Origin of the sequence: Bacteroides faecis (assembly GCF_020091505.1) — a bacterium.
In the GTDB taxonomy this organism is placed as follows: domain Bacteria; phylum Bacteroidota; class Bacteroidia; order Bacteroidales; family Bacteroidaceae; genus Bacteroides; species Bacteroides faecis.
Genome location: NZ_CP081916.1, coordinates 882344 through 905299, shown reverse-complemented (window position 1 = coordinate 905299; position 22956 = coordinate 882344). Strand labels below are relative to the sequence as shown.

12 protein-coding genes and 1 pseudogene are annotated in these 22956 nt (G+C 43.8%); 7 read left to right on the top strand and 6 right to left on the bottom strand.

Features of this window, described 5'->3' with window-relative positions:
* Positions 1-405, top strand: coding sequence for a discoidin domain-containing protein (locus K6V30_RS04020; RefSeq protein WP_055269258.1), 405 nt, complete (start codon positions 1-3; stop codon positions 403-405).
* A gap of 569 nt (positions 406-974) precedes the next feature.
* Here the strand turns inward: K6V30_RS04020 and K6V30_RS04015 are convergent.
* Both K6V30_RS04015 and K6V30_RS04010 read right to left on the bottom strand, forming a co-directional pair.
* Positions 975-1955: pseudogene (locus K6V30_RS04015) on the bottom strand (sulfatase-like hydrolase/transferase); the annotation flags it as partial.
* 474 nt (positions 1956-2429) lie between these two features.
* On the bottom strand, positions 2430-2735 hold the full coding sequence (locus K6V30_RS04010) for a LamG-like jellyroll fold domain-containing protein (RefSeq protein ID WP_022301287.1): 306 nt from the start codon (positions 2733-2735) through the stop codon (positions 2430-2432).
* 306 nt (positions 2736-3041) lie between these two features.
* On the opposite strand from K6V30_RS04010, the gene K6V30_RS04005 reads away from it, so the two are divergent.
* On the top strand, positions 3042-4004 hold the full coding sequence (locus tag K6V30_RS04005) for a glycoside hydrolase family 18 protein (RefSeq protein WP_022301286.1): 963 nt from the start codon (positions 3042-3044) through the stop codon (positions 4002-4004).
* 78 nt (positions 4005-4082) lie between these two features.
* On the opposite strand, the gene K6V30_RS04000 is transcribed toward K6V30_RS04005, so the two are convergent.
* The gene (locus K6V30_RS04000; RefSeq protein WP_055269257.1) at positions 4083-8198 is read right to left on the bottom strand and encodes a hybrid sensor histidine kinase/response regulator transcription factor; all 4116 of its coding nucleotides are present in this window, start codon (positions 8196-8198) and stop codon (positions 4083-4085) included.
* Positions 8199-8421: 223 nt separating this feature from the next.
* Here K6V30_RS04000 and K6V30_RS03995 point away from each other — a divergent pair, with 223 nt between their 5' ends.
* The 5 genes from K6V30_RS03995 to K6V30_RS03975 all read left to right on the top strand — a co-directional run bounded on the left by K6V30_RS03995 (position 8422) and on the right by K6V30_RS03975 (position 18665).
* Positions 8422-11568: a SusC/RagA family TonB-linked outer membrane protein gene (locus tag K6V30_RS03995; RefSeq protein WP_022301283.1), complete on the top strand. Its 3147-nt coding sequence runs from the start codon at positions 8422-8424 to the stop codon at positions 11566-11568.
* A 32-nt stretch (positions 11569-11600) separates the two neighbouring features.
* Positions 11601-13616 (top strand): RagB/SusD family nutrient uptake outer membrane protein, encoded by a 2016-nt coding sequence (locus K6V30_RS03990; protein WP_055269256.1) that lies wholly within the window; start codon positions 11601-11603, stop codon positions 13614-13616.
* Positions 13617-13636: 20 nt separating this feature from the next.
* Complete coding sequence (locus K6V30_RS03985) at positions 13637-14977, top strand: BT_3987 domain-containing protein (RefSeq protein WP_055269255.1); 1341 nt, start codon at positions 13637-13639, stop codon at positions 14975-14977.
* Between the two features lie 109 nt (positions 14978-15086).
* Positions 15087-17039 carry a glycoside hydrolase family 97 protein gene (locus tag K6V30_RS03980; RefSeq protein ID WP_055269315.1) on the top strand — a complete coding sequence of 651 codons (1953 nt, stop codon included), beginning with the start codon at positions 15087-15089 and terminating at the stop codon, positions 17037-17039.
* A 36-nt stretch (positions 17040-17075) separates the two neighbouring features.
* Positions 17076-18665, top strand: coding sequence for a glycoside hydrolase family 30 protein (locus K6V30_RS03975; protein ID WP_029425119.1), 1590 nt, complete (start codon positions 17076-17078; stop codon positions 18663-18665).
* Positions 18666-18760: 95 nt separating this feature from the next.
* Here the strand turns inward: K6V30_RS03975 and K6V30_RS03970 are convergent, their stop codons facing one another.
* The 3 genes from K6V30_RS03970 to K6V30_RS03960 are packed head-to-tail and all read right to left on the bottom strand — an operon-like array spanning position 18761 to position 22924.
* A complete protein-coding gene (locus K6V30_RS03970) occupies positions 18761-19762 on the bottom strand; it encodes a FecR family protein (protein WP_055269254.1) in 1002 nt (333 codons plus the stop codon).
* A 15-nt stretch (positions 19763-19777) separates the two neighbouring features.
* A complete protein-coding gene (locus K6V30_RS03965; RefSeq protein WP_010535822.1) occupies positions 19778-20287 on the bottom strand; it encodes an RNA polymerase sigma-70 factor in 510 nt (169 codons plus the stop codon).
* 54 nt (positions 20288-20341) lie between these two features.
* Complete coding sequence (locus tag K6V30_RS03960) at positions 20342-22924, bottom strand: outer membrane beta-barrel family protein (RefSeq protein ID WP_055269253.1); 2583 nt, start codon at positions 22922-22924, stop codon at positions 20342-20344.
* Positions 22925-22956 lie beyond the last annotated feature (32 nt).

The following is a 22956-nucleotide window of genomic DNA, read 5'->3' as shown; positions in this document are numbered from 1 at the left end:
ATGATGGAGCTGGACTGGAGTGTCAACTTTCATAACACGGGTTTATGGGTAGGATATTATACTTCTGATATGGTTGCAGTGATTGACCTTGGCTCTTTGCAGCGCATTTCTTCCGTAGAGGTTTCGGCATTGACCGATTTGAGTGCATGGATTATGGGACCGCAGGCTATTTCCATATTTCTCTCTTCGGATGGAAAGAGCTACAAACGGGTATCCCGGCAAACTTATCAGGCACCCACAGATGCCATGGGCGAGAAACGAAGTGAGTTGAACAGACTCTCATTCAATAAAAAATCTGCGAGATATGTAAAAGTGCTCGTAGAACCTTTTAAGGGATTGCCCAAAGGACATTCCGGCGAAGGCGAACCCCCTTTCTTATTTGTAGATGAAATACGGGTAGATTGATTTCTTCTCAACGAGTTTAAATATGAGTTTTGCTCTCATGCTCTCACAGTCTGCCTGTATCCCTTTATTCATCGGAGTTGCAGTGATGGTAGCAACTGTGGTGGCAAGTATGAGGGCAAGCGTTTGCTCTCACTTTGTTTTTGTTCTGTAGTATATTGTTTTCCTGATGTTATTTGTTGATCTCTAGTGTGTTAATACTTGATGTGTCAACTATTAATGATTGACGTCCCGGCTGTTAATAACTGATAAATCAGACGTTAATAGCTGAGACGTCATACATTATTAGCCGATAAATGGTTCAAGCCTTCTGAAAGAACAGGTGAATTGGAGCAACAGATCCGGTCAACCTGACCGGATGGTGCGGTTCATTCAGCTCTATCGACAGGTGTTTCAAAAAGTTTCAAGCGCTTGAAACACTTTGTTCCACCGCTTGAAACACTTTGTTTCATTACTTGAAACAGTTTGTTTCATTGCTTGAAACACTTTGTTCCAAGGCATGAAACACGCTGTTTCAACGGTTGGAACTGAATTTGGAACTATTTGCTTGGGCTGACCGGCCTTGTTGTTCCCTATTTATAATAGTATTTCTCTAATAATTCCTGCATTTCCGGGTACTTTTCATCCGTATCTCCTACTTCTTTGCGAAGGTTCAGCATGTCCTTTTTCATCTGCTTGATGACAGGTGCATATTTAGGATCATTGTATGCGTTGTGATTCTCGTGCGGATCATTTTGCAAGTCGTAGAAATCCCATGACGGAGTGAAGTCGAAGTTTTCCGTGTCCGTCATATCCAGATTGCGGGCATAGTAGAAGATGAGTTTGTAACGGTCTGACCGGATGGCGAAGTGTGCCGGACGAATCGCGTGGTTAGTCCAGTAGCGATAGTAGATTTCTTGGTCGGAAACGTAGACAACAATGGTGTTATCTGCGATGCCCATTTCGTCCAATGTTTTCAGCAACTTGCCGATATTGTCGTCGACAGTGGCTCCGCAACGCATGTAGTCGCGGATAAACTTCTGGTATGCGGCTTTTCTGGCAGCGGTCCGTTGCATGCCTTCGGTGCTGAATGGCAGTCCGGGATAACGGCACCACCATTTGTCGGGGTCTTGCGAGGCAATGCGCCAGCGGCGTTCCAGTTCTTCGAGTGTCTGGCCGACGAAAGAACGCCCGTTGGTTTCCGGCCCCCAGTCGAGAAGGTTTTCCGGTTCGGGGAAGGTGACTCCGTCGTAGAGGTGCTCCATGCGTATCGGATAATCGTAAGGCTCGTGGGTCGCCTTGAAGTGGCAGCACATCATGAAAGGCTGCTTGCCGTCCTGCTGTTTGATCCACTTGATGGCTTTTTCTGTCACCAGATCGGTAGAGAAGCCCGGCACCCGTTCGCCGAAACGCCGGTTGCCCGGCCAGGGATCGGTGCTCTCGATGAATGTAGGATCGCGGTATTCGCCCTGGTCGAAGAAGATAGAGTAATAGTCAAACCCTTGCGGTTGCGACTGGATATGCCATTTGCCGACCAGTCCGGTGTTGTATCCGTTGGCTTGCAGGGCGGTTGCCCAGGGCGTGTATGGAGGTGGCCTGCATGTCATCCGTCAGAATAAATAAGACATTGGGAGGCGGCACTTCGCCGGCTGTTTTCGACTGGCACCCGATGGCGAGGGGCGTGAACGCCAGCGGCAGATATCGGGATATAAAAGAGTATCGGATAGCTGATTTCATATGAAGGGGGTATGTTATATAAACGATGTGTTATTAAAGTTTTAGACGCGAATCAAGCAGACAGAACGAATTACAAATAAATTCGCGGGACTACTTAATTCACGCCTAAAGATAGTGAATGTGATTTACATTATACTGTTTTCCCTACAAAAAATGTTGGTTGTCCAGTATATATCGCCCTTGGGCTAACCAACCGTTAGTTGTTGCTCTTCGTTTTGGTGAAGCATTGCTCAGGTCTCCATTCAATGATTTTTCCGGTCACCACGGTAGCGTCATTGCCATTGCCGGAGCTGTCGTGTACCACATCCCCTTCACCTTCGTCCATCTTCCAATAACCGGTAAAGGTTGGAGCTGACAGCTACGGGGCCTCCCATGTTACTCTGAATTTCCGCTTGCGTCAGTGCTTTGTTCCATAAGCGTACCTGTCCCATCATATGTTCGTTCTTCGTGTTGGCATTGAAGAAGATGATGGAAGTCATATCGGCGGGTACACCGGTAGCATCTACATCCTGCACCTTCTTGCCGTTGGCGTAAAAATGACATTTAGTCTGGTCGTATACCATAGCTACGTGTGGAAACAGCATGGCGAAGTTGAACAACCTGTCGTAATAGTGCATATACAACGTACGAAAAGCCTGCGAATCGCCTTCGGATACTGATCTTAGTATCTGCTACCCGTTTTCTATACGTTGATTTTTATTCATAGGTTCTCTTTTCTTAATATAGTAGAAGATGGTGATTTTGGCTGCAAAGAAACATACTTTATTTTGTTTTTCCTGGCATTTTTGGGGGGATGTTCTGTTTTTCATATTCTAAGGATAAACTATCTGTTGATTTTTGGAAGTATAATAGTGATTTTTGAACATCTGTTTGGGTGAGGTATGCGTATTTTTGCGACCTGAACCGATTAATTATCAATCATTATGCTAGTACCGAGAAAAATTGTATTCTTTCTTTTTTTGTTAGTAGGATTATCGTTGTATGCGCAACAAGACTATTTTGTCAGCTCCTATGTACGGGGTAATTTTTATAACCGTGGTCGTATTGCTGCTGAAAGTTTGAGGGCAAGCGATGACTTGATCTTTTTGAATGTCCGTCCCCATAAAGACGGTTCTCTTTCTTTTGAGAATCCCCGTGTTTTTCAGGAAAAAGGAGTGACGACCTGGGAAGAACTGATAAAGTCGGTCCGTGCCGATGTGAAGGGGACGAAAGCGAAACTTCGGTTGGGTGCCGCCGGTGGCGAATGGAAAGCAATGGTAGCGGATGAGGCTGCCCGGACAACATTTGCAAAAAATATAAAGAAGGTATTGGGAGAAAATAAACTGGACGGCATCGACCTGGATTTTGAGTGGGCAGAGACTGAGAAGGAGTATAAGGATTACAGTCTGGCTATCCTGAAAATGAGAGAAGTGTTGGGAGACAAGTATCTTTTCAGTGTGTCTTTGCATCCTGTTTCCTATAAAATCAGTAAAGAAGCGATAGCTGCCGTTGATTTTATCTCTCTGCAATGTTATGGCCCTTCTCCGGTCCGTTTTCCTATGGAGAAATATGCTTCGGATATACAGATGGTACTGGCTTACGGCATTCCCAAAGAGAAACTGATGGCCGGCGTTCCCTTTTATGGAGTGACGAAAAATGGCTCGAAGAAAACGGAAGCATATTTCAGCTTTGTACAGGATGGATTGATTACCACGCCTGCACAGAATGAAGTGACCTATAAGGGAGAAGTATATGTTTTTGACGGGCAGGATCATATCCGTACTAAAACGCGCTATGCGATGGAACAGCAGCTGAAAGGGATGATGAGCTGGGACTTGGCGACGGATATGCCGCTGAAAGACAGCAGATCATTGTTCAGAACGATGCTTGAGGAGTTGGGAAGATAGTTTAAAAGCCCGATAACAGGGCAAAACACACCTCGAACACTTTCTGGACTTAACGGCTTATTGACTGACTTTGTTTCTTTATTCCTGTTTTATCAACTTCAGATAATCCGAAGGAGAAACACCAAATTCATCTTTAAAACATTGACGGAAATAGCCTGTACTATTCATCCCTACTTTATAGGCTATTTCTGAAATATTATATTTTCCTTCGAGGAGCAAACGTTCCGCATTCTGCATTTTTACTTTACGGATATATTCGTTTGTGGAAAGTCCGGTTAGTGCTTTCATTTTTCGGTAGAGTGTAGAACCGCTCATACACATTTTGTCAGATAAATAGGTGATATCAATCTTCTCTGATGAGAGGTTGTCTTCAACCAATTGTGTAATTTTCTCAATGAATTCATTGTCCAGCTTGCTGAGAGCTTCAGTGATGATGGAATGTTTCTCGTCCAAATGGACGCTGGAGGCATGAGTTGTTCCGGACTGTTGGAATTGAGCGATCAATTTCTTTCTCGAATCGAGCAGATTGTTGATGCGGCTACGCAGTAGAGAAGCACTGAAGGGTTTGGTCAGATAGGAATCTGCTCCGACCTGATATCCCTCTTCTTTATCTTGTAGTGAGTCTTTGGCAGTCAGCAGGATGACGGGAATATGACTGGTACGTACATCTTCTTTTAAGTGCCGGCATAGTGTGATACCGTCCATCACCGGCATCATGATATCACTGACTATAATATCGGGAATGCGGTTGAGTGCCTGCTCTTTTCCTTCTTCACCATTGCTTCCTGCGATCACTTCAAAAGAGTCGGAAAAGGATTCGGCGATATAATTCTGTATTTCTTCATTATCCTCAACAATTAGCAGGATAGGTTTGCTGTTCTCTGTTGTTGCTGTTTGAGAATCATCCGTGATTGTTTCCTGATATTCCGGTTTTGGAGTCATTTCTGTGGAGTCGGCATGTAAGGCATTCGGATAGGTGTTATCCGTCAGTAAACTGATATAGAAAGTACTTCCTTCATTCAGTGTACTCTCTACACGTATATCACCTTCATGCAGTTCGACAAGATTTCTGACTAATGACAGTCCGATGCCGGTACCTGATGCCTGATGTTTGCCGCTTTCCTGATAGTAACGGTCGAAAATATGCGGTAGGGCTTTCGCTGAAATACCGTATCCTGTATCACTGACCTTTATCTCTGTATAGGAAACTTCATTTCTTATAGTTTGATACAAACTAAGAGTTACACGTCCCTGCTCTGTGTATTTGAGGGCATTGGATATCAGGTTGTCCAATATAATGGTAATGATTTCTTTATCAAAGAAAAGCAGTATCTCTTCTTTTTCTGTTTGAATCTGGAAATCAATCTTAGGCTTTTGATTCAGTTCTTTGTATTTAAGTCCTATTTCATAAATGAGCGGGGTGAGATTACCTTTACAGATACATAGCTTCTTGTTCTGCGTTTCCGTTTTCCTGAATTCCAGAATTTGGTTGATCAGATTGAGTAAACGAAGGGCACTCTGATGAATGACAGAAAGTTTTTGTATTTGTTTTGTCGGCAGAGATGTATCTTTTTGCATATCCTCCAGAGGACCGAGAATCAGTGTGAGAGGTGTACGCAACTCATGTGTGATATTGGTGTAAAAACGCAGGCGTTCCTGGTTCAGTTCTTGTTCCTGCTCATGATTTTTCTTTTCCAGTGTATAGAGGCTTTCCAAATCTATTTTCTTTTTGTAAGCATGTAGAATGAGATAAATGATGCTGATAGATGTCAGGATATAGATAAGCTTTGCCCACCATGTCAGCCAAATAGGGGGATTGACCCGGATGATAAGGGAAGTGGCTTCTTCCGGCCACTCCTGATTGTGTATGCGTGCTTTGATAAGGAACTCATATTTGCCGGGTGGAATATTTCGGAAGGTTACGCTGTTGTTCTCATTAACGGTATACCAGGAATTCTCAAGTCCTTTCAGCATATAGGTATAATCCATCTGATTCACAAAAGAATAGTTTTGTACATTGAATGTCAGACTGAATGTGTTCTGCTCATGTGTCAACTCTACTTCCTGTTTATCGGATAGTGAAACAAATACTTCGCTGTTTTTTTGATTCCCCAATCTTTCAAATATTCTCATCTCGGTAATGATGACAGGTGGTATCTTGAAATTGCTCATCGCAATATTGGGAGCAAAGCAGCAGAGTCCGTTGATAGATCCGAAATAAATGGAGCCATCGGTGTTTTTTGCTACACTACCTCTCATAAAGTTTCCGGCAGGAACATCGTCAGAGTGTCCATAGTGATAGAACCGTTTTTTCTTTGTCACGTAACATCCGATCCCCTTGTTGGTACTGAACCAGATATTTCCTTGCTGGTCTTCGGTAATTGCCTGAATGAAGGTGTTGGCAAAACCGTCTTTACGCTGATAGGTTTTGTAATCCGTATCTTCCGGTGAACGGAAACATACCAGCCCGTCACCGGTAGCCACCCACATCCTTTTCTCCTTATCCTTGTATATTTGATTGACGGTGTTGGAGCAAAATCCTTCTCTTTGTATATAATGCTTGATTAGGTGAAAGTCCGGACTATATACTCCCATTCCATCACCGAATGTTCCGATCCAGAAACGTCCTTTCTCATCTTGTTCAATTGTACGGATCAGATTACCGTGTAATTCGCTGTTGCCGGAATGATAATGCTGTATCACTTCCATCTTTTCCGGATCGTAAATGTATATGCCTTCACTACATCCTATCCAGATACGATGATGATTGTCTTCGCAGAAAGCACGTACATCTAAATTGGTTCTGCCCATTGGAGTGATTGAGCGGAATGTCTTTGTTTGGGAATTATAGAAGCTGACACTTCCCAGAAAGGTTCCAAACCATAAATTTCCTTTAGAATCCCGGAAAGCAGTCTGTACGGAATTGGACAGCAGTTCTCCTGTTTCTTTTTTGTAGATGGCTACACGCTTGTTGTTTTCAAAAACATTGATTCCTCCGCCATCTGTACCAATCCATAGACGTCCTTGTTGATCTGTACATATACTGCTTACAATCTTGTTATTCAAACTGTTGCTGTTGGTGGGAATAGGAGAATAATCGATCGTTGTGAACAAAGCAGGTTCACTGCTGATGAAGTTGATTCCTCCTCCCCATGTTCCGAGCCATACGTTGTCAAAAGAGTCCTGATAGATATAGCGTACGCTGGCATTGGAAAGGCTGCGGCTGTCGTCTCCTTCCCGGAGAAACTCAAAGGTGATTTGCTCGGGTGACAGGAACTGGCTTTGTTTTAAATCCAGTATTGTGATACCGCTTAGCTCGGAGGCAATCCAAAGTTTATTATTCTTTAGTTGTTTGATGCAGAAAATACGGGTGGAAAGTGTACCATATTTGTCGTTCCGATTTTGCTTGAAAGTGACAAAGCTTTGGGTAGTTGAGTTGTAAAGAGCCAACCCTCCATCTGTCCCCAGCCATATATTTCCATAACTGTCTTTTAAGATGGTACTTACTTCATCTCCCGGCAGACTGTTAGGATCATTGGGATCATGACGGAAGTTTTTTGTACTTCGGTCTTTTAATGAAAGGATGCTGAAACCGCTGTTGACATGACCGATATAGAGATTTTCATCTCCTCCGTCAAGTACTGTCCAGGTCTGTTCACTTTCTAATGTAGGGACAGTTTTTTTGTTATAGTGTGTGAACTTACCTGTAGCGATATCAAGATATTCTATACCTCTATAATAGGTACAAATCCATAAACCATCTGTGTTTTGGGCTGAGACGATGTCAGTAACATCATTCGTTATCAGGCTGTTTGGATTCTGCGGATCGTTCTGATAGGCAGTGAAGGTTTGTGAATGATAGTTGTAAGCGTTAAGCCCGTCACGCTGGGTGGCAATCCAGATAATAGGACGTTTCGGATCAGCATATACTTGGTTTAGTTCATTACCGGTGATACTTTGGGTATTGTTGGACGGATCATTCTTATAATAGGTAATAAAACGGGTACCATCAAACTTGTTCAGCCCTTCTTCTGTGGCAAACCATAGGAAACCTTGCTTGTCTTGTGTAATGCCGACTACATAATTATTGGAGAGTCCCTGCTCTATACCTAATCGCTTGATAATATAGGGTTGAGCCATCAACCAACAGGAGGATGTCAGAAGCAAAATCACAAGAATGATGTATCGTTTCATGATTTGTGTTTATTTGTTTTATATTCAATTCCAAAAATAGAAATAAATATTTTATTTTGGCTATGTAAATCGTGCATTGCATGATTTACATAGCCTCTCTGCATGATTTTTGTCTGTTATCTCTATGTTATTGGTCTATATTTGTGCAGTAAAACAGAAGAAATACTGTTTGGTTTCACTGCGAACTTGAGTTTTCTGAATTTCTATATTAACAATTAATACTATGATGAAAAGTTTATGTTGTAACTCTAAACAAAAGTTGTTAGTGGCATTATGTCTGCTATTTTGTTTGTCGGGAAATGCACAACAGGCGAACACTGTTAATCGTGCAGCTGCAAAGGAAAAGACTGTAGGAAAGCGTACTTTGATTGGTACTGTAATAGATGCAAGTACTGGAGATGCGCTGATTGGAGTCAATGTTAAGGTGAAAGGAACGGGAGAAGGTACTATTACCGATTTGGATGGTAAATTCTCTATCGGGGTAACGAGCCAGACGCAACTGGAAATCTCTTATATCGGTTATAAGACACAGACGTTAATGGTAGGAGACTTGGGGGTGATGACTGTTAAAATGGAATCTGATAATGAGATGTTGGATGAAGTGGTAGTTATCGGCGCCGGTACTCAGAAAAAGGTGTCTGTAACAGGTTCTATCGCTACAGTCAAGGGTACTACACTGAAACTACCATCTTCTTCACTGACCAGTTCACTTGCCGGAAAGTTATCGGGTATCGTTTCTGTTACTAATAGCGGTGAACCGGGTTCTACTTCTGATTTTTATATTCGCGGTATCAATACTTTCGGCGGACGTTCTACACCGTTGATTTTGTTGGATGGGGTAGAAATCTCTTCTAATGACCTGAATCGAATTCCGGCAGAATCTATTGAAAGTTTTTCTTTACTGAAAGATGCCTCTGCTACAGCTATTTATGGTAATCGTGGAGCTAATGGTGTTATGTTGGTAACTACCAAAAGTGGTACTGAAAACACAAAAGCGACTGTAAATGTGTCTTTGGAAGCTTCTTATTTTCGCCCGATGAATCGGGTGAAATTTGCTGATGGAGCAACTTATATGCAGACCTATAATGAAGCTGCCCAAGCCAGAAGTGCAACGCAGATTACTTCTCCGAAGTATACGGAAGAGCAAATCACCAATACTGCAAATGGGGTAAATCCTTATGTATATCCGGATGTCGACTGGTATGACCTTATTTTCAGAGAAGGCAATTTCAACCAGCGTGCCAATGTAAATGTGCAGGGAGGGGGATCACGTGTGACTTACTATATGAGTTTGCAGGCAAATCACGATACCGGACTGTTAGATGCTCCTGATTATTACTATAGCCCTAATATAAACAACTGGGAATATAATTTTCAGAACAACATATCGTATAAGTTGACTAATACGACGACCGTTGACTTGCGTATGATGGCACAGATTGGTAACAAAAAAGGGCCTAATTATTCTACCTCCGATTTATATAAGATCGTCATGCAGGCTAATCCTGTAGCATTTCCTGCTTATTTCCCCAGTGAAGATGGTGATGAGCATATACGCTTCGGTAATGCAGAAATAAAATCCGGTGTTTACGGACAGAACCCGTACGCATATATGATGAGTTCTTTTAAAGAAGGCAACTATAATACGCTGAATACCTCACTGAATATTACTCAGGATTTGAGTTTTCTTACCAAAGGATTGAGCGTGAAAGCATTAGTTAACTTTAAAAACTGGTCGGAATCTACTTATAACCGTTCCATTACACCTTATTATTATAAAGTGAAAGATGGGTCTTATGATTTTGGAACGAATCAGTATGAACTTCAGACATTACAGACAGGATCGGACTATGTTAGCCAGTCGGATATCAGTAAAAGTGCCGATCAAACCTTCTACTTTGATTTTCGTGCTGACTGGAAGCGTAGCTTTGGTGATCATAATCTGACTGCGATGCTTATGTATATGATGCGTGAATATCGTAGTAGTGTATTACCTAACCGTAATCAAGGTTACTCAGGGCGTTTGACTTACGATTACTCTAGCCGCTATTTATTTGAATTTAACTTTGGCTATAACGGTTCTGAACGTTTGGCATCCGGTGAACGTTTTGAATTTTTCCCTGCTGCTTCCGTTGGTTGGGTAGTAAGTTCTGAGAAGTTCTGGGAACCGATGAGTAAGTATGTCGACCACTTAAAACTTAGAGCTTCTTATGGTTTGGTCGGTAGTGATGAGTTTAACGGCAGTGCTCCGCACTTCTTGTATCAAAATAATATCAGTATTGGTGCGGGACACAGTTTCTGGACCGGTCTTCCTTCCAATGAAATTAACAGAAAAGGTCCTGCTTTCTATGTATTAGCTGTTGAAAATGCAGGTTGGGAGCATGTGAAGAAGTTTGATGTCGGTTTTGATATGTCTCTGTTCAATCAGTTGAATATTACTTTTGATTATTTCCGCGATCATCGTGACCGTATTTTGATGGCACGTTCATCTTGGCCGAATATGTTAGGATACTGGGGATCTCTGCCTTGGAGTAATATTGGTGAGGTAATCAACCGTGGTGTCGAATTGAGCGTGAACTGGAATAAGCGGTTTGGCAAAGATTGGATTGTAGATTTCCGTGGTAACTTTACTTATAATCAGAATGAATATAAGTATGTTGATGAGCCGGAGTATCCTTATGTATGGCAGACTAAAACAGGGAAGCCATTGAATACCCTGACCGGTTATGTAGCTGAAGGATTATTTACCAGCGAGGAAGAAATAGCTAACTGGCCGGATCAGTCACAACTGGGAGCCAACATTATGCCAGGCGATATTAAGTATCGTGATATCAATGGCGACGGAGCCATTACAACGGAAGATCAGGTGATGCTGTCTCCCTATAATAGTGTTCCCCGTATTCAATATGGTTTCGGCTTGAATCTAACCTATAAGAAGTTTGATTTGGGTGTATTCTTCAATGGTTCAGCAAAACGCAAGATCATGATCAACAGCGGATATGCTCCTTTCCTTTCCGGCGGTGGCGATGGTATGACTACTGAAAGTCTGGAACGCAACCTGATGCAATGGATTGCTGATGATCATTGGTCGGTAGATAACCCGAATCCGAATGCGGCTTATCCTCGTTTGGGTATAACCAGTGCCGATACTTCCAATAATACTCAGCCTAGTTCTTACTGGATGCGCAATGGAAATTTCTTGCGTTTTAAGAGTCTGGAAGTAGGTTATCGTTTTCCATATTGCCGTGTTTACTTTAGCGGTGACAACCTGGCGGTGTTTAGTCCGTTCAAGTTATGGGACCCGGAACTTTCTTGGAATGCTTATCCTTTGCAACGAACCTTTAACTTAGGCGTTCAATTTACTTTCTAAAAGCACAGTTTAACTTATAACAGAAAAGAAGTATGAAACTAATACAAAAAATAATCCAAATATCACGGACCTTGCTGATCTCTTGCTGCCTGTTGACTTCTTGTAATTATCTGGACGTCATTCCGCCTGCACAAGCTGACTTTGATGATACCATGAAAGATGAAGCTGCTACGCTGAATTTCCTGTTTACTTGTTACGGCTATATTCCCCGTGTACATCCGTTCGAATTTAAAGCATTCGAACAATCTGCTGATGAACTTATATCACCTAAGATGTGGGATGATTATCAACAACAAGTAGCGTGGGGAACAATCTCACCTTCTTATTACAACAGTTGGGGCGGTGATGACATGAATATCTGGACGCCCAGTTACAATTGGCTGGGTTATGTGCACCATTTCCTGAGTCTGATAGATGAGCTACAGCCTACTGGAGTAACCGAAGATGACAAGGCACAATACAAAGCTGAATGTTATTTTCTGGAAGCATACTACCATTTTCGTGTGTTGCAGGCTTTTGGACCGTGTCCGCTCATTACAGAGAAAGTGGATCCGAATATAACAAACGATCAGATTCCCGGACGTTCACATTTTGACTACTGCGTGGATTACATTGTAGGTAAACTGGATGATGCAGCCAATGTTCTTCCGGCTACGAGAGCGACGGAAGACCTCGGTCGTGCTACTTCTACCATTTGTAAATGTCTTAAAGCTCGTGTACTGCTGTATGCCGCTTCTCCGCTATGGAATGGTTCTTTCTTTAAGCCGGACTGGCAGAATGAGAATTATGAAACACCGGATTATGGCAAAGAACTGGTCAGCAACTCTTACGACCGTGAAAAATGGAACCGTGCATTGACTGCGTGCCAGGAAGCTCTGACAGCTGCCAAAGCAGCTGGTCATGACTTGTTCGATATTGATACAGCTAACAAGAAAGCGGAACGTGACGGAGTGGAATTACCTTTTATTCCGGGTAAGGAAGAAGACACACCGGAAAATGAGGAATTCAAAGAGCGTGTCCGTATGTTCCAGTATCTGATTACTGCCAATGAAGGGGACAATAACAAAGAAATTATCTGGGGACAGCGTATTGACTCAGATGTGAATAATGGTGGAGAAGCTACCGACTCTCGTTTGCCGAACCGTGTAGTGAAGAAAAGTGATGGAAGTTGGGCAGGCGGTTGGGCAGGTCTGGCACCTACCTTGTACGCTGTGCAACACTTTTATACAGAGAATGGAGAACTTCCGGAACAGGACAGTGATTTTTATCCGAAGTCAGAATGGTATACCCGTTTTTATGAAGGAACTTCGAGTCCCGAACTCGCAACTAACGGGCTGGATAGTGAAGATGTGAAGAATGATATCATCAAACTGAATGCCAAGCGTGAAGCTCGTTTCTATGCATGGATTGCTTTTGATGGTTGCGAGTATGCAAAGAAAATCAATAATGGTAATCCACTTTGGCTGAATTTCAAAAACACCAATACCAATGGATGGCGTTCTTCCGATTCACGCAATATAGCAGGTACCGGTTATTTGTCGAAGAAGTTTATTGATCCGAATATACGTTTCAGTGCAAGTGGAACCCGTAGCCATACTCCTTCAAGACGTCCGTTTATCCGTATGGCGGAACTTTATCTGAATCTGGCAGAATGTTACGCAGCATTGGACGATACACCGAATGCTATTGAGAATCTGAACGTAATCCGCAAACGTGCCGGAGTCAGAGACCTGGAAACAGCTGACCTGACAGATATGAATATAACGGAATGGGTACGCAATGAACGCTTTATTGAGTTGTACGAAGAAGGACACCGCTATTATGACTTACGTCGTTGGGCAATTGCTCCACAAATGCTTAAAGCAGGACTCCGCTATGGTTTGAACGGACTAGCTCTAAACCCGAATTTCGAGGAATTCAACACACCAACTCAGATTGACCAGCCTTTTAAATGGGACGATCGGTTGTATCTGCTTCCGGTATGGTCGAGAAGTGATATGGATGAACTTTACAGTAATCCGCAGATGGTGCAGGCACCCGGTTATTAATCATCTAAAAACAATGCATTATGAAAATAAGAAATACATTATTGTTGGCGGGAAGCCTGCTTTTATTGGGTGCCTGCGATGAATCAAAATATGATCTGGACAGCTTGGTCCCGGAACAGTATCATAAGATATTGTATGTGAATAATAGTGGTAAACAGGAAGTGACTTTGTATGATACGGGTGAGAGCTATGCATACACTTTTTCAATATTCAAATCGGGAAGTGAACCCAGTCTGACTGCCAGCGCAGACATTTATGTGTTGACGCAGGAAGAACTTGACAACGAGTATAGTGATCCTGAGGCTGTAAACTATAAATTGATAGGTACAGACTGTTATTCGATAGAGTCGACCCATCTGGATTTTTCGGCTACCGACCGTTATAAACCGGTTACGGTGTCATTGGACCCGGAGAATATTAAGTCTATGATAACAGCCAATCCGGATGCGGTATGGGTATTGCCTTTGCAGGTTGTAAGTGAAAATGACTCTGTAAATAGTGAGAAGAATGAGCTGTTTCTGCAAATAACCGGAGTCATCACCCCGTCTTTTGGATTTGAAAGTTCGGCTGTATCTGTGAAGGAGTATAGTTATGGTTCTGCTATTACCGAAAAAGTCGCTTTGGGGCTTGATACGGAAAATAGCTGGGAGATAAACTGTGAGTTTGCTGTAGACGATGCATATCGCACAGCTTATAATACAAAGAATAAGACTATATTTCAGGCTTTGCCGGATGGCAGTTATTCTTTCCAGGATCAGATGACTCTTTCTCCCGGTACTACGAATACGGAATTGGCTGTCACGATAAACACTGATCAGTTGGAACCGGGTGATTATATGTTACCTATCCGTATTGAATCGGTTTCTATATTTGGTATCTCTTCAACCAATGATGTGTATCCTTTGACTATTCGTATTCTTGGTCCGCTGTTAGATCGTACGAGTTGGACGATAGAGGCCAATACACAAGAACCGAGTGGTGAAGGTTCCGGAAATGGTGTGCCTTCATGTGCATTGGACGGCGATCTTTCGACTTACTGGCATTCGTCCTGGCAGAGTGGTACCCATGCTTTACCTCATGAGTTGATTATTGATACCAAAGAGACATATACATTTACTCAGTTTGGTCTGGTACAAAGACAACATGATAGTTATATGGATGCGGGTGCAGGAGTCTTCTATGTGAGTGATGATAAGGTAAACTGGACAGAAGTCGGAACGTTCACTATGCAGAAAATTCATGCTACTCAGAACTTTACTTTGGAGACTCCGGTACAAGGCCGTTATTTCAAGGTACAGATTACACAAAGTAACAGAGATCTCAATACTTCTTTGGCAGAGATATATGCATATGGGTTGTGATTTCAAATCATGAATCTTAAAAGGTTTTCAGTTGTTTTAGATTGCTTTTATAAATATGGCAGGCGGAAAATATCCGCCTGCCTATATTGACTATTAAATATTTGATATGATGAAGAATAGACTAAAAGGTTTCGCTTTTATGTTGACGACAGTTGTTTCGTCGCTGGCTGCGCAGAATGTGGTTGTTAACGGACCCGATGGTAAGTTGCAGGTCACGGTTTCGTGTCCGGAAGAAGGCAAGGCATCCTACTCTCTTGTTTATAACGGAAAGCAGATGCTCGAATCTTCCCCGTTGGGGTTGGAAACGAATTTAGGTAGTTTTGCCAAAGGAATGAAGTTGACCGGACATCAGGAGAAGCAGATTGATACCGTTTATACTCAGTCGCGCATAAAAGCTTCCCGCATACACTATTGTGCTAATGAATTGGTTTGTTATTTCGTTAATGATAAAGGCCAGAAAGTGAATGTAACGTTTCGGGTGAGCAACAATGATGTAGCTTTCCGGTACACATTGCCTCGTCAGGGAGAGACAGGAAGTGTTGTAGTGAATAGCGAAGAAACGGGATTCCGTTTTCCTGCCGGAACAACCACCTTTCTTAGTCCGCAGAGTGATCCTATGATTGGCTGGAAACGGACGAAACCTAGTTACGAAGAAGAGTACAAGGCAGATATCCCGATGGATGTGCGTTCACAATATGGACATGGATATACGTTCCCTTGTTTGTTTAAAATCGGGGAAAATGGTTGGGTGCTTGTCAGTGAGACGGGAGTGGACAGCCGCTATTGCGGTTCACGTCTGAGCGATGTCACAGAGGGAAGTCTTTATACAGTTACCTTTCCTATGCCTGAAGAGAACAATGGTAATGGAACGGTAGAACCGGCTTTCTCTTTACCCGGTTCTACTCCTTGGCGTACTATTACTGTGGGGGAAACATTGAAGCCTATTGTGGAAACGACTGTCCCGTGGGATGTAGTCGAACCGCTGTATGAAACGGAACACCAATATCGTATGGGACGGGGAACATGGAGTTGGATAATCTGGCAGGATGGTAGTATTAACTATGATGATCAGGTGCGCTATATCGATCTGGCTGCAACTATGGGTTACGAATATGTACTGATAGATAATTGGTGGAATACGAATATCGGTTATGAGCGTATGGGGCAACTTATTAAATATGCACAGAGTAAGAAGGTGGATATGTTTTTGTGGTATAGTTCCAGCGGCTATTGGAATGATATCGAACAAGGGCCTACGAATTTGATGGATAACCCTATTGCCCGTAAGCGCGAAATGAAATGGTTGCAAAGTCAAGGAGTAAAAGGTATTAAGGTCGATTTCTTCGGCGGTGACAAGCAGGAGACAATGCGTTTGTACGAAGCTATATTGAGTGATGCCGGTGATCATGGGCTGATGGTTATCTTCCACGGTTGTACTTTGCCGCGTGGCTGGGAACGGATGTATCCCAATTATGTAGGCAGTGAAGCGGTGCTGGCTTCGGAGAATATGATTTTCAATCAGCATTTCTGTGATGAAGAGGCTTTCAATGCTTGTTTACACCCCTTTATACGTAATTCGGTCGGTTCTATGGAATTTGGCGGCTGTTTCTTCAACAGACGATTGAATAAGGGAAATAACGGGGGAACAACACGCCGGACTACAGATGTATTTCAGTTAGCGACTGCTGTTTTATTCCAAAATCCGGTTCAGAACTTTGCTTTGACTCCTAATAATCTGACAGATGTTTCCCCGGTCTGCATTGACTTTATGAAAGAAGTTCCTACTGAGTGGGATGAGAGTCGTTTTGTTGATGGTTATCCCGGGAAATATGTAGTGCTGGCCCGTCGTCATGGTGATAGTTGGTATCTGGCTGCTGTGAACGCTACTAAAGAACCCTTGAAACTGAAACTGGATTTACCGATGTTTGCCGGAAAATCAGTTTCTTTCTATAGTGATGACAAACAATTGCAACCACAGTTACGGCAGTATAATGTAAAATCTGATGGCAAGTTTCAGTTGACCATTCAACCGCAAGGAGGCGTTGTTTTAAAGAATAACTGATCGTGAGCATATTTTAATAGGTAGTAAGACTAGGTAATGAAAGGTAAAATGTTTTTGGGCGCTTTCGGTTTTTTATATATGGGGATAGTAGGTGGATGTTCTCAGCCTGTCCCTGATCTGTGCTATCAGATTGAAGTGGATAAACCGCTACAGACAATGGACTATTTCGGTGCTTCTGATGCCTGGAGTATGCAGTTCATTGGTTTATGGCCGCAGGAAAAACAAAATCAGATCGCTGACTGGCTGTTCAGCATGGAGAATGATGAGAATGGTAAACCGAAAGGGATTGGTTTGTCTCTCTGGCGTTTCAACGTTGGAGCAGGTAGTACGGAACAAGGTGAAGCAAGCCAGATTGCTTCACCTTGGATGCGTACCGAATGTTTTCTGCAAGCGGACGGAACGTACGACTGGAATAAGCAACAGGGACAGCGTAACTTCTTGAAACTGGCAAAGGAACGGGGTGTTACCAAGTTTCTTGCTTTCCTTAATTCTCCTCCTGTGTATTATACTCAAAACGGTTTGGCTACTAATACCGGTCGTGGAGGGACGGCAAACTTGAAACCGGACTGTTACGAGAAGTATGCACGTTTTCTGGCAGATGTAGTAGAAGGAGTAGAGAGGCAGGATGGAATTAAGTTTGACTATATATGCCCTTTCAATGAACCGGACGGGCATTGGAACTGGGTAGGACCGAAGCAAGAAGGTTCTCCGGCAACCAATCGGGAAGTTGCCCGGACCGTTCGTTTGCTGAGCAAAGAGTTTGTGAACCGGAAAATGGATACGCAGATTATGGTGAATGAATCTTCGGATTATCGTTGTATGCTCCGTACCCATCAAACGGATTGGCAGCGTGGCTATCAGATTCAGTCTTTCTTTTGTCCGGATAGTGTGGATACTTATTTGGGGGATATACCCAATGTTCCCCGATTAATGCTTGGACATAGCTACTGGACAACGACTCCTCTGAGTGAATTGCGTGCCAAGCGCTGCGAACTGCGTGAAGCCTTGGATAAATACAACGTCGGCTTCTGGCAGTCAGAAACCTGCATCATGGGGAATGATGAAGAGATAGGCGGTGGTCACGGCTTCGACCGTACGATGAAGACAGCGCTTTACGTCGCTCGTATCATCCATCATGACATCGTGTATGCGGGAGCGAAGAGCTGGCAGTGGTGGCGTGCCATTGGCGGCGATTATAAAGACGGATTGATTCGGGAATATACCGATGAAGATCTCAGAGATGGACGTGTGGAAGATTCCAAACTTATGTGGGCATTGGGTAATTACAGTCGCTTTATCCGTCCGGGAGCTGTCCGCCTGACTGTTTCTGCTTTCGATAAAATGAAGAATTTAATTCCCGGTGGTGATACGGATCAACAGGGGTTGATGTGCTCTGCTTATAAAAATGCGGATGGTTCGTACGTTATTGTTCTCATTAACTATGCACAGGCGGAGAAAGAATTTGCCATCGACAAAATTGACGGTAACAGAGTTCAATGGCAAGTTTATCGGACTTCTGATATAGAAGGAGAAGACTTAATGCCCGTTGAAAAGGTAAAGAGTGGAAAAACGGTCAGGATTCCGGCACGTTCGATTATAACATTATTGAGTAAACCGCTTTCATAGAAGAGAATTATTTGTTTATTCCTTTGAATAAAAACTGTTTTATACTTTGATTCTTTTTCCTCTGTTTATCAGACCGTACAGTTCTTACTAGAAGTTTATTCGACTATTATCTGTTTATTGTCATACTGAAAGTGTGCAATGTTTAAATCATTCAGTACATTCAGCAAAGTCTTTATCGGGACGTTCCGGCTAAAGCGGAAATGAACTCGTTTGTGTAGCAGGTCCGCCGAATGACAGATGATGCTGATATTATACCAAGTGCCTATATTTTGCAGTACTGTTAGCATCTCGGTATTATCATAATAAAATTCGTCTTTGAGCCACCCTTCATTTTCTGTTTGGGTGGCTTTTGATAACTGAATATCACCGTTTGCCGTTAATGTAGCGCATTGTCCGGGCAATATTCTCTTTTCGGGTAGAGATTTTACTTTGCCTACACTCACATGTCCTTGGTATAGTGTGACGACAGGAGGATTGCCGGGATAAGCGTTTACATCGAATACAGTACCCAGTACCTGTGTTTGCATCTTCCCGGCGGAGACGATAAAGGGATGGTGGTTGTCCTTAGTAACTTCGAAACGTGCTTCTCCGGTAAGACTTACGATACGTTTCTTTTTGGAAGCAAATTCTTTCGGGTATTCCAGACGACTGTTTGCGTTTAGCAGTACTTTGCTTCCGTCCTCCAAAGTGACTTTGGTCGTTGTAGCTGGTGGGGTAGAGATGATGATGATGCCGTTTTCTTCCGTGGTTGTAATCTGCTCCGGTGCATGGAGGGCACTAAAGATTTCGATAAACTGTCTGTTATCCGTTTTCTGCCAGGGCGACCAGAGCAATATGGATAAAGCGAGCATTGCTGCTACGCCGCCGGACAACCAGATGCGGAGATGGAGTTTCCGTTTTTTCTGTTCTTGACGTTGCACGAATATACTCCATTCTTTCCGGGTTTCTTCCGGCAGGGGCATATCACCCAATGCTTCACCGAAGGCGTTCTGCAAGCGGTGTATCTCAGCATCTTCAGAGAATGGACAACGGTTATCTGCTACCGGTCCATAACTGGAATCTTCCGCTTTCATCGTACATTTTTCTTTCTCTTTCATAACCTGTCCTCCTTTTTAATCTTTCATGGCTTCGCGTAGTGTACGCAAAGCTTTAGATATATGTTTTTTTACTGTGTCGGGACTGATACCAAGCTGCCGGGCGACTTCCCGGTAGGTAAGATGTTCGTAGTAGCACAAACGAAGTACCGTGCAAGTTGGTTCAGGCAGACTTCGGGCAATCGCTTCCGCTTTTTGTAGCAGCGCTTCGTGTTCCCGATAGTTATTTTCTACATCAGCCAGTGTTGCTTCGTAGAGAGCTTTTACATTTTCCTGCTCTACTTGGAGATGCTTCAAGCGGTTGAGGCAGTTGTTGCGGACGGCTGTGTATATCCATCCGCCCCGGTCATTCTTGTTCAATTGCTCGAAATGTTTCCAAGCTTGTTCCATTACTTCGCTCACTATATCACGTGCTTCTTCTCTATCCCCCATCAATTGTGTGGCATATCGTACCATTCGCGGATACATTTCCGTAAACATCTGTCCGAAGGCTTCTCGCTTTGTTTGACTTTTATGGAACAGGAACATTCTTTTAAGGATTCTGTGGCTGTAAAAGTAGCTTTTCTCTTTCAAACTACCAGTTTACAAACGTGACTTTTCGCTTGCTCCGGCTCCGGTTCCTTTATATTTGCTCTTCGTGGCGTTGAACTGATAACTCAGTCGGATGCCGAAACGCTGTTGATCAAGGTAATCACGGTTGGAACTAAAGGTCCGGTCACCATAGATGGTGAAGTATCTGTAGCCAGTATGAAAGATGTCTTTTGCAGTTACTGATACTTTCAACGACTGGTCCTTTAGGAACGATTTGGTCAGTTGGGCATCCACTCTTCCTTCGGTTTTCCAGATGGCGTAACTTTGTTTGGCACCGGGTGACAGTATTCCTTTGATGTTGAAGAACCAACCTTTAGGGAAACTGAAGTTGTTGTCGAAATTGAAATGGAATCGTGGTTCATTCCAGTTTTGGGGAATGCCTACGCAGGCAGCATGTGAGTCGTACCAGTTGACACTGGTGGTGAACTGAGGTTGCCAGATGCCGATTTTCGGTGAGAGGGCGATGCCGGCTCCGTATATGTTGGTATGCGGAATGCTTGCCATACCGAATAGCAGTACGCCGGGATGGTTGATGTCGTCATACGGTCGGGTGTAGTTGGTGTACATATTCCAGCAATGGTCGTAGTTGATGTTGAAGTTGACCCATTTCCATCCGACATCGAAGGTGGTTGAACGGTGTATCTGAGGAACGAGAAACGGTTCTCCGCTCTGATAGGAGTATTTGTTCTGATAGGTGATGGCGCTGGTGAGCATGTCATAGCTGGGACTGTATTTCAGAGTGCGGTGAGAAAGGGCGAGAAACCAGTTTCCGGAAGTGTATCTGATGCTGATTACAGGTATCCAGTCGTGGTAGATGGGGCTTTGTCCGTCCTGGTGAATCCCTTTCTCGTAGTAATCTGTTTGTTGAAATTCATAGCGCAGTCCGGCTAAGATATTAAACTTTCCCAATGGCAGGCTGTAGTCGATGAAGCCGGAGAACATCGTTTGTTTGATGCGGTCGTCGGCATCGGCGGAGAAGCCGCTTTGGAGGAAAATGTCGTGGCGGTTGGTGAATGTCTCTTCTGTGCCGAAACTGAGTTTGCCTTTCCAGAGTGGGGCGGTGATCAGCAGTTTGGCGGCATAGAGGTGGTTGCGTACGCGGTTGCTCGAAGTGGCGTCTTCGGTTCCGTTGTTTTCGGCATATTGATGGATGCGGTCGCGTCCGTACAGGTAGTCGGCGTTGAAGTCGATGTTCCACTTGCCGAATGTACCGTTGTAGTATCCGTTGGCTGCCTGCCACCAGCCGGTATGGGCATCTGTTTGGCGGAGAGCGTGCAGATGGTCTACTTCTTTGCCGTCTTGCAGAATGCGAGTTATCCCTTCATTGGTAGTATGTGCATTGCCTATGTTCGTGCCGGGCATATAGCGCATGCCGAATGACTGATCTTCGTCGATTTCGTAGTTGAATCCCAGTTCACCGTTGAAGGTACGATAGGTTTGTTTGCTCTTATCCTCTGTCGATTGGTTCCAGTCGGATGAGGCATAAATGTCCTGACTGGAGGTACCTGTTCTGTAATTGTTGATTTCCGCAAAGTCCCCTTTCACGAAAATATCTAGTCCGCCGGTACGGTAGTTCAAGGAGATGCCTTCGTTACCGATCGGTTCGTGTCCTTGCGAGTAGTCAGTGTAGAAACTGCCGCTCATTCCCTGTCCGCGTTTGCGGATGGTGCGCAGACGGATGACCGCGCCCACCGAAGAGCCATATTGTACGCCCGGTGTAGTGATGATTTCTGCCGATAGTATTTCATTTGCTTGCAGGCGGTCCAGTTCAGTCTTGTCTCTGACTTTGCGACCGTTGATATAGATTTCGGGGGTGCCTCTGCCCAGTACGGTATATTCTCCGTCCGAGCCGGTGACAAAAGGGAGGTGGGAGATCATTTCTTTGGCTGACCCCATCAGTGAAAGGGGCGTTCCGGCTATGTTGGCTGTCAGCGTTCCGTCTTTCCGTTCTATCAGCGGGCGGGAAGCGGTGACGACTATTTCTCTCAGTAGCTCTGTGTCGGGTTGCAGGCGGATGGTATTTTGTTGGCGGCAGGGGATTATTTGAGGACAGTATCCTATGTAAGTCGCTTTCAGCAAACAGTCTTCTCCCGCTATCGGAGGCAGATGGAAGGAGCCGTCTTCTTCGGTCACGCTTCCGGCAAGGAAACTGGAATCAGCGGCAAGGGCGAGAATGTTGACAAAAGGCAGGGGCATCCCTTTTTCGTCATATACTTTGCCTTCTACGGCGATGGCTTTGTCCGATTTCTTGCGCTGTACGACGAAATACTCTTCCCGTTCGATACAGACAAAAGGTTTGCCGGTTAATACAAGGTCAATGGCTTCGTGCTCCGTTTTTTCGCGGATGCTGACGGTTACCCGATAACTTTCTGTTCCGTTGTAGGTGAAGAGAATATTCTTTCCGCCCGCTTTTTCTATTTGTTTCAGTGCTTCGGGCAGACCTTCTTTTTTCAGTTCCAGTGAGAACTTCTTTGCAGAGGTCTGTGCCTGCAAAAGGGGAAGGGCAAAAAATAAACCGTATCCGATCAGTAACCAGCCGATTGCTGTCCAAGTAAAATCAAACTGTCGTATCATACTTCTGTTTTAATGATTTTACTTATACTACA

Excerpts from the sequence above, each read along its gene's own strand:
- K6V30_RS03980 (WP_055269315.1), top strand. The coding sequence starts at position 15,087 with ATGAAGAATAGACTAAAAGGTTTCGCTTTTATGTTGACGACAGTTGTT.
- K6V30_RS04000 (WP_055269257.1), bottom strand. The coding sequence starts at position 8,198 with ATGAAACGATACATCATTCTTGTGATTTTGCTTCTGACATCCTCCTGT.
- K6V30_RS03975 (WP_029425119.1), top strand. The coding sequence starts at position 17,076 with ATGAAAGGTAAAATGTTTTTGGGCGCTTTCGGTTTTTTATATATGGGG.
- K6V30_RS04010 (WP_022301287.1), bottom strand. The coding sequence starts at position 2,735 with ATGCACTATTACGACAGGTTGTTCAACTTCGCCATGCTGTTTCCACAC.
- K6V30_RS03960 (WP_055269253.1), bottom strand. The coding sequence starts at position 22,924 with ATGATACGACAGTTTGATTTTACTTGGACAGCAATCGGCTGGTTACTG.
- K6V30_RS03985 (WP_055269255.1), top strand. The coding sequence starts at position 13,637 with ATGAAAATAAGAAATACATTATTGTTGGCGGGAAGCCTGCTTTTATTG.
- K6V30_RS03990 (WP_055269256.1), top strand. The coding sequence starts at position 11,601 with ATGAAACTAATACAAAAAATAATCCAAATATCACGGACCTTGCTGATC.
- K6V30_RS03970 (WP_055269254.1), bottom strand. The coding sequence starts at position 19,762 with ATGAAAGAGAAAGAAAAATGTACGATGAAAGCGGAAGATTCCAGTTAT.
- K6V30_RS03995 (WP_022301283.1), top strand. The coding sequence starts at position 8,422 with ATGATGAAAAGTTTATGTTGTAACTCTAAACAAAAGTTGTTAGTGGCA.
- K6V30_RS03965 (WP_010535822.1), bottom strand. The coding sequence starts at position 20,287 with ATGTTCCTGTTCCATAAAAGTCAAACAAAGCGAGAAGCCTTCGGACAG.
- K6V30_RS04020 (WP_055269258.1), top strand. The coding sequence starts at position 1 with ATGATGGAGCTGGACTGGAGTGTCAACTTTCATAACACGGGTTTATGG.
- K6V30_RS04005 (WP_022301286.1), top strand. The coding sequence starts at position 3,042 with ATGCTAGTACCGAGAAAAATTGTATTCTTTCTTTTTTTGTTAGTAGGA.